The 7,793-nt window shown below is 61.0% G+C and carries 8 protein-coding genes; all 8 read left to right on the top strand.

The annotated features are described in order from the left end of the window. Positions 1–441: 441 nt before the first annotated feature. Positions 442–573: a 4-hydroxythreonine-4-phosphate dehydrogenase PdxA gene (locus GR303_RS25345; protein ID WP_161725381.1), complete on the top strand. Its 132-nt coding sequence runs from the start codon at positions 442–444 to the stop codon at positions 571–573. Positions 574–819: 246 nt separating this feature from the next. Next, a complete protein-coding gene (locus GR303_RS20520) occupies positions 820–1,350 on the top strand; it encodes a GNAT family N-acetyltransferase (protein WP_161725368.1) in 531 nt (176 codons plus the stop codon). Between the two features lie 6 nt (positions 1,351–1,356). Beyond that, positions 1,357–2,379: a glycoside hydrolase family 3 protein gene (locus GR303_RS20515; protein ID WP_161725366.1), complete on the top strand. Its 1,023-nt coding sequence runs from the start codon at positions 1,357–1,359 to the stop codon at positions 2,377–2,379. 49 nt (positions 2,380–2,428) lie between these two features. Continuing rightward, positions 2,429–4,081 (top strand): ABC transporter substrate-binding protein, encoded by a 1,653-nt coding sequence (locus tag GR303_RS20510; RefSeq protein WP_161725365.1) that lies wholly within the window; start codon positions 2,429–2,431, stop codon positions 4,079–4,081. A 49-nt stretch (positions 4,082–4,130) separates the two neighbouring features. After that, the gene (locus tag GR303_RS20505; RefSeq protein WP_161725363.1) at positions 4,131–5,108 is read left to right on the top strand and encodes an ABC transporter permease; all 978 of its coding nucleotides are present in this window, start codon (positions 4,131–4,133) and stop codon (positions 5,106–5,108) included. A 1-nt stretch (position 5,109) separates the two neighbouring features. Then, positions 5,110–6,000, top strand: a complete 891-nt coding sequence (locus GR303_RS20500) for an ABC transporter permease (protein ID WP_425487127.1) — start codon at positions 5,110–5,112, stop codon at positions 5,998–6,000. Next, positions 5,997–6,818 carry an ABC transporter ATP-binding protein gene (locus GR303_RS20495; protein ID WP_161725362.1) on the top strand — a complete coding sequence of 274 codons (822 nt, stop codon included), beginning with the start codon at positions 5,997–5,999 and terminating at the stop codon, positions 6,816–6,818. Before GR303_RS20500 ends, GR303_RS20495 begins: the two co-directional genes overlap by 4 nt. Continuing rightward, positions 6,818–7,720: an ATP-binding cassette domain-containing protein gene (locus GR303_RS20490; protein ID WP_161725378.1), complete on the top strand. Its 903-nt coding sequence runs from the start codon at positions 6,818–6,820 to the stop codon at positions 7,718–7,720. The genes GR303_RS20495 and GR303_RS20490 overlap by 1 nt, the downstream gene beginning before the upstream one ends. The last annotated feature ends 73 nt before the right edge of the window (positions 7,721–7,793 follow it).

The following is a 7,793-nucleotide window of genomic DNA, read 5'->3' as shown; positions in this document are numbered from 1 at the left end:
CACCCGGCGCATGCCGACGAGCGCCTCATCGCCGAGATCAGGGCCCTGCGGGCCGAGATTGCCGAACTCAAGGGGCACCTGAGCAAGGCAGCCTGAGCGGGAGGGCGGTCAGGCCGAACTAGAGAGCTTTCGGTGGAGCGGCCTGTTCCCGCACAAGTTCGACTTGGAGAGTTGCCCGAGACAGGCAGAACAGGTTTGCTAAGATCCTGCGGTTTACGGTGCTGCTCTATCCTCTTGGTGAAGGTAGCGCCATGAGAGTCTTTCTGCTCGCCGCGATCGGGTTCATCGTAGTTTCTTCCCCAGCCATTGCCGACGGCATGGGCTTGGCCGATCCCCTTTGACAATGCACCCGCGCAAGCGATCAGTCCCAGTTAGCGATTACTTTCCATGCGGGCGGCCGGGTCTAGGGGCAGCGATTTGGAGGACGAGGTGAGCCCCTAAATCTTCGATGCCTCCTGCACCAGACCGGGGGAGTGGCCCGGACAGCAAGGCATCAATGTCACAATGGGATTGCCCGTGATCCGCACGTCAGTGGATTACGTCACGATCTTTGATATCGCGGGCACGAGCTAGGCTGATGAGCGGAGCATGCTTGAGGCCCTCAATAGAGATCTTCCGCGGGCATGCCGAAACTCCCAAATCGACCCGGAGCTAACTTAACGGCCTTAGTACTCTGGGAACAGGTGCTATGAGTTCTATCAACCACAGGTGAGGTATTAGTCCTCCTAAGCGCCCCAAAAACATACTTGACGGCGTGAACCGAGTTGATCCTAATTACATCCACTATAAGAATATCTATTTCTTAATTGTGGAATATGCATGGGCGACCTTCTTGTCAGTCTATATGCTCCAGGGTTTAAAAGCCTTGTGCAGCGAACTGAACGAGCGGATCTGACAATCCGGCCGGTGCTTGCCCCTGAACGACACATCGTCTTGGCTTGGATTGAGCAGCACTTCAGCCAAACTTGGGCGAGCGAAGCTGCCGTCGCCATCGGTCATCAGCCATCCTCCTGTCTAATCGCGATCAGCGAGGGCGAACTGGTTGGCTTCGCTTGCTACGATGCGATTGCACGAGGATTCTTCGGCCCAACCGGAGTCGCAGAGGCTCGCCGCGGACAAGGCATAGGTGCCGCACTGCTGCGCCAGACGCTCCTCGCCATGAAGAACACAGGCTATGCATACTCCATTATCGGTGATGCCGGCCCTGCTCGATTCTATATGGACCTAGTCGGTGCGATCGAGATTCCGGTCCCTGGCAAGGGGATCTACGCCGACATGCTGCGAACACCAAAACCGGCCGCCGTGACCCAGGTGCCGTCGCGGATAAAAACTGCAACTTCCAACACATAGTGTCCGATGCCCCAAACCGTTCCACTTGCACTCTTCGTCGGCATTCCAAACCCGGTACTCACTGCCGATGAGATCGCGCTGTTTCGTGAAACGAATCCGTATGGTCTCTTCGTGGGACGACGCAACCTGAAGACGCCGGACCAGATCAAGGCACTAGTGGAGCAGTTCCGCGAAGCGGTCGGGCGGGACGATGCACCCGTCTTCACTGATCAGGAGGGTGGGCGGGTGCAGCATCTCGACGCCGGCCCGTGGCCCTTGTTCCGTTCCTTCGGCGATTTCTCGCGACTTGCCGATCGTGACACGGACCTCGCCAAGCACGCCTTGCGACTCTCCTCGCAGGCCATGGGTGCCATGATGACGGAGCTTGGACTGACGAGCGGATGCTCGCCGGTCCTCGATCTCGTCTTCGACACCACGAGTGCCGTGATCGGAGCGCGCTCGTTCGGCCCGGATCCGGAGCGGGTGGCTGCTCTCGGCCGCGTCGTGGTCGACAGTCTGCTCGATGTGGGAAATTTGCCCGTCATGAAACACATCCCCGGCCACGGCCGCGCCACGACCGACAGCCACAAGGAGCGGCCGGTGGTGCACGAAAGCCGAGACGTTCTTCGGGCGACGGACTTCAAGCCGTTCCTGGATCTAATCAACACGCCCTGGGCCATGGTGTCCCACGTGGTCTATTCCGCCTACGACGAGGAGCAGCCGGCCTCGGTCTCACCCATCATTTGCAACGACCTGATCCGAGGTGAGCTCGGTTATCAGGGCGTGCTCATCTCCGATTGCCTGTTCATGGAATCGCTGCGTGGACCGCTGCCGGAGCGTGTGCGCCAGACGCTCGATGCCGGATGCGACATTGCCCTGCACAGTCATGGCACGACGTCAGAAAGCCTCGCGGCCGCAAGGGCTGCCCGCCCGCTGTCGCAACAATCCCTGGAGCGGATCGAGGCCGGAAAGCGACGCCTCGGTTCGCTCAAGGTTGATGTGCACCAGCTTCACGCGGAGGTCGAAGATATCTTCGCACGGCTTCTGTAGGAGAGCCATCCGCGTGCCTAAAAAGGTTCAACAAAAAGAGGGAACTGCAATGAAACCATCTTCCGCGCTTCTGGCTATGACCATGCTGGGAGCCCTAACGCTCCCTGCTGCCGCCCAGACCGTGCTCACGGTCAACATCGAGCCTGCGACCACATGGGTACGCAACTTTAACCCGTTCAACCAGACATCAGCGCGGCAGAGCACGCTCGACTTTATCTACGAGCCGCTGATCATCTTCAACCGTCTCGACAACAACAAGCCGAGCTATCGCCTCGCCGAGAGCTACAAGCTCGCCGAGGATCTCAAGAGCATCGAGTTCAAGCTGCGCGACGGCCTGAAGTGGTCCGACGGACAGCCTCTGACGGCAGCCGACGTCGTATTCACCTACAACTACATCAAGCAATACCCGGCCCTTGATTTCGTCTCGATCTGGCAGTTCATCAGCGGTGTCGAGCAAATCGACAAGCAGACCGTGCGCTTTACCCTTCGCCAGCCCAGCGCGCTCGCGGTCGATCGTCTCATCGCCCTGCCGATCGTGCCGGAGCATGTCTGGAAGGGCGTCACCGAGCCGGCGACATTCGCTAATGAGAACCCGGTCGGAAGCGGCCCGATGACGGAGGTGACGCGGTTCACGCCGCAGACCTACGACCAATGCCGAAATCCACATTATTGGGATGCGGCGCGGCTGTCCGTCGACTGCATGCGCTTTCCGCAGCTTGCCGACAACAACCAGATCCTGGCCGCCTCCGCCAGCGGCCAGCTCGACTGGGGCGTCGCCTTCCTGCCGGACGTGGAGAAGACCTTTGTCGCCAAGGACCCACAACACCACAAATATTGGTACGTGGCAGGCAGCATGGTGGAATTCCTGTTCAACCAGGAAACCTCCAATGAGAACAACCGCAAGGCCTTTAAGGATCTCAACTTCCGCCGCGCGGTCAGCATGATGCTGGACCGCAAGGCCATGGTCGACGTGGCAGGCTACGGCTACCCGACCCTGAATGAGGACCCGACCGCTTTCGGCGAGGTCTACAAGATGTGGCTTGATCCGAAGGTCAAGGCCGAATTCGGCAAGTACACGACCTACGATCTGGATGGCGCCAAGGCGCTTCTCGACAAGAGCGGATACGTTGACAAGAACAAGGACGGCTTCCGCGACAATCCCGACGGTACGCCGATCGCCTTCAACATCATCGTGCCAAACGCCTGGAGCGATTGGATTGATACGGTGCAGATTGCCATCGAGGGCATGCGCGAGGCGGGCATCAATGCCAGTATGGGTACGCCCGAGGAGGCGGTCTGGTCGCAGAACCTGATCAGCGGATCCTTCGATGCCGCCATCAACAGCATCTCGGTGGCGGCCTCGCCGTATTATCTCTATCAGCGCGCCTTCACGAGGGCCGATGCCGGAAAGACGCGGTTTACAGCGCAACGCTGGTTCAACGAAGAGCTCGAAGGCCTGCTCGCGAAATTCGCCCAGACGCCGGATCAGGCCCAGCAGAAGGCTATCATGAACAGCGCTCAGAGGATCGTCGCGGAGAATTTGCCGATCTTCCCTGTCTACAACAGCGCGACCTGGTACCAGTACAATACCAAGCGCTTCACAGGCTGGGCCAGCGGCGAGAACCCCTTCGTCAACCCGACGATCTCGCGCCAGAACCCCGCACGGCTGCTCCATCTCTTGGCGCTCAAGCCGGTGAAGTGATCAAGTGCAATGGGGAAGCGGCCTCGCGCTTCCCCACTCCGAGGTTTAGATGTCATTTCTTTTCAGGCGCTTGGGATTTTATCTCGCGGCTTTTCTGGCTGCTGCAACCGTCAACTTCTTCCTGCCCAGGCTCATGCCCGGCGATCCGATCGAGATTATGTTCTCGAGCGCGGGGGGCGATCTCTCCGTCGAGAATCTCGAAGCCTTGAAGCTGACCTTCGGCTTCGTCGATGGGCCGCTCTGGCAGCAATATCTGACCTATCTGCAGAGCGTCTTCACCGGCGATCTCGGCCGATCCATCAAGTATTATCCGCTGCCCGTGACGGAGCTGTTGGGCCGTGCCCTCATCTGGACCGTGGGTCTCATGGGAACAGCGACGCTCATCAGCTTCACCCTCGGCACAGTCCTGGGCATCATGGCTGCCTGGCGGCGCGGAAGCGCCTTCGACGTGGTGTTCTCTGTCGGCGCGATCATGGCGACTTCCATGCCGGCCATGGTCCTGTCTCTGATGGCCCTGTTCTTCTTCGGATTCGAGCTCAACTGGTTTCCGACCGGCTATGCGGCCGACCCTGCGCTGGATCCTGCCTTCTCCTGGCAATATGTTTCCAGCGTCGTCCGCCATGGCATCCTGCCGGTCCTGACCCTGTCCATCGTGCTTACTGGCGGGTTCCTGGTGACCATGCGCAACAACATGATCAATCTTCTGGGCGAGGACTATATCGTCATGGCGCGGGCCAAGGGGCTGTCGAACAGCCGCGTGATGTTCTGGTATGCCGCACGCAACGCGCTTCTCCCCACGGTTAGTAGCCTGGCCATCGCCATGGGCACCGTGTTGGGCGGCTCCCTCGTGACGGAAGTCGTCTTCAATTACCCAGGGCTCGGCAACACCCTATATCAGGCGATCCTCGCCCGGGATTATCCCGTGATCCAGGGGCAACTGCTGATCATGACGCTCGCCATGCTCACGGCCAACTTCATCGTGGATATCAGCTATGTCCTGCTGGATCCGCGCCTGCGGAGCGCCTGACATGGGAGCCGTTCTGAAAAGTTTCGCGCAAAATAGAAAGGCGCTGACCGGGCTTGTCATCGTAGCCATCATCGTGGCGTTGGCGGTCGCAGCGCCCTGGCTCACAGAGTACGATCCGACCCGGCGTGTTGGGCGTCCCCATCAGCCGCCGAGCTGGGACCACTGGCTCGGAACGACCCGCATCGGCCAGGACGTGTTCGCCCGCCTCCTTTACGGGGCCCGCACCTCGCTGGCAGTGGGCTTCGGGGCCGGGCTGCTGATCACGGCCGTCGGAACCATCCTCGGCATCGTTGCCGGATACAAGGGCGGACGAACGGACGAGGTCATCAGCTTCTTCACCAACATGGTGCTCGTGGTGCCGAACCTGCCGCTGCTTCTCGTTCTGGCAGCCTTCATCGGACAGGCGAGCCCCTGGGTGATCGCCCTGATCCTCGGGGTCACCTCGTGGGCATGGGGTGCGCGCGTCACGCGCGCTGAGACCCTGTCAGTGAAACAGAAGGACTTCGTGAAGTCTGCCGAGATGCTGGGCGAGCCGTCCTGGCGCATCATGCTGTTCGAGATCTTCCCGAACGTGATCTCCATCGTGGGGATCAACTTCGTGGGCAGCGTGATTTTCGCGGTCATCACGGAGGCCACCCTTGAATTCCTCGGGCTCGGCGATCCGAAGACGGTTTCCTGGGGCATGATGCTCTTCAACGCGCAGAATGCCTCGGCTCTGCAGGTAGGCGCCTGGTGGGACATCCTGAGCCCGTGCTTTGCCCTGGTCGCTCTTGGAGCAGGTCTGTCGCTCCTGAATTTCGCGGTCGACGAGGTCGCCAATCCGCGTCTGCGCACGGGCAACACCCTGTCGCGCTGGTCCTTGCTAATGCGGCAAGGGGAGGGCCGACTATGACAGTCAATCCTCTGCTTTCCGTCCAAAACCTGACCATCGACTACATCGGAGCGGAAACCGACTTCCGGGCGGCGGATGATGTCAGCTTCGATATCGCGCCCGGGGAGGTCTTTGGGCTCGCCGGCGAATCTGGCTGCGGCAAGAGCACGATCGCCTATGCGATCAATCGTCTGCACAAGCCGCCGGCCCTCATCCGCCGGGGCAGAATCCTTTTCGAAGGGCAGGACGTGCTCGACCTCGATGACAGGGCCCTGAGGGAGTTCCGATGGCACAAAGTCGCCATGGTGTTCCAAAGCGCCATGAACTCCCTTAATCCGGTCCTCAGAGTCGAGGCGCAGTTTCACGACCTGCTGAAGCGGCATCGCGGCTACTCGAAGGCGCAATCGCGGGAGCGCGCCGCCGAGATGCTGAGGCTCGTCGACATCCCACCGGAGCGCATGCGCGACTACCCGCATCAGTTCTCGGGCGGCATGCGCCAGCGCATCGTCATCGCGATCTGCATGGCCCTGGACCCCAAGCTCGTGGTCATGGATGAGCCGACGACGGCGCTCGACGTGGTCGTCCAGCGCGAAATCCTGCAGCGGATCGACGAACTGCGCCGCAGCCGCGGGTTCTCTGTATTGTTCATCACCCACGATCTCGGGCTGATGGTGCAGTTCTGCGACCGGATCGGCATCATGCTGCGCGGCAATCTCGTGGAGCAGGGCACATCGGACCAGATCTATCACCGGCCCCAACATGATTACACGAAACAGCTCTGGGCCTCGTTCCCATCGCTGCACGGGCACCCGGCGAGGCTGGAGAGGGCATCGGGATGATTCAAGAGCCGATCATCGCATTGGAACAGGTGAGCAAGAGTTTCGGTCATGGCAGCAAGGCCGTGCGGGCAGCTCATGACATCTCCTTCGCGCTGCACCCCGGCCGGACCCTGGCGCTGGTCGGCGAGTCCGGCAGCGGGAAGACCACCTGCGCGCGCCTCGTCATGCGCGAATATCGGCCGGACAGCGGAAGGATCCTGTTTCGCGGCAAGGACCTGAACGCGATAGGAGCCGCCGGTCTCAAGGAGTACCGGCGTGCTGTCCAGATGATCTTTCAGGATCCCTTCGCATCGCTCAATCCCGCTCACACGGTGGATTTCATCCTCAGGCGCCCGCTCGCGCTTGGACGGCCGCACCTTAAGGGCAGGGCAGTGGACGAGACGATCGCCGATCTCCTGCGCCGCGTGGAACTCAATCCCGGCGCCGTGGTGCGCAAACACCCGCATGAGTTGTCCGGCGGGCAGCGCCAGCGCATCAACATCGCCAGGACGCTGGCCATGGGCGCTCAGGTGATCGTCGCCGACGAGCCCACATCCATGTTGGACGTGTCAGTGCGTCTGGAGGTCCTGAACCTGCTCAACGAGATGAAGCGGGATCTCGGCGTCGCGCTGCTCTACATCACCCACGATCTCGCAACCGCGCGCTATGTCGCCGAGGACATCCTCGTGATGTATGCGGGTCAGATCGTCGAGTGGGGCGATGTTCACCAGGTGCTGACCAATCCGCAGCACGCCTATACGCGCCTTCTGCTGTCGGCCGTCCCCGATCCCGAAATCCGCTTCGACGATCCGGGCGCGCGGCTGGATCCCCGCGCGGTCGACGCCATCCGCAGGGAAGCCAGGCTCCTGCAGGATCGTGTCGTCGAAATCGGGCCGAACCATTTCACCCGTCAGGCCGCCTAATCCTGAAGGACGACGTCGGCCGGAGGTTGGACTCCATGGGGGCAGCCGGTTCATGGGGTCTCCGGTTACCGGC

The sequence above is a fragment of the Microvirga arsenatis genome, from assembly GCF_009910705.1.
Classification (GTDB): Bacteria; Pseudomonadota; Alphaproteobacteria; order Rhizobiales; family Beijerinckiaceae; genus Microvirga; species Microvirga arsenatis.
The sequence above is the reverse complement of the archived record's forward strand: the minus strand, read 5'-3'. Positions and strand labels throughout refer to the sequence as shown.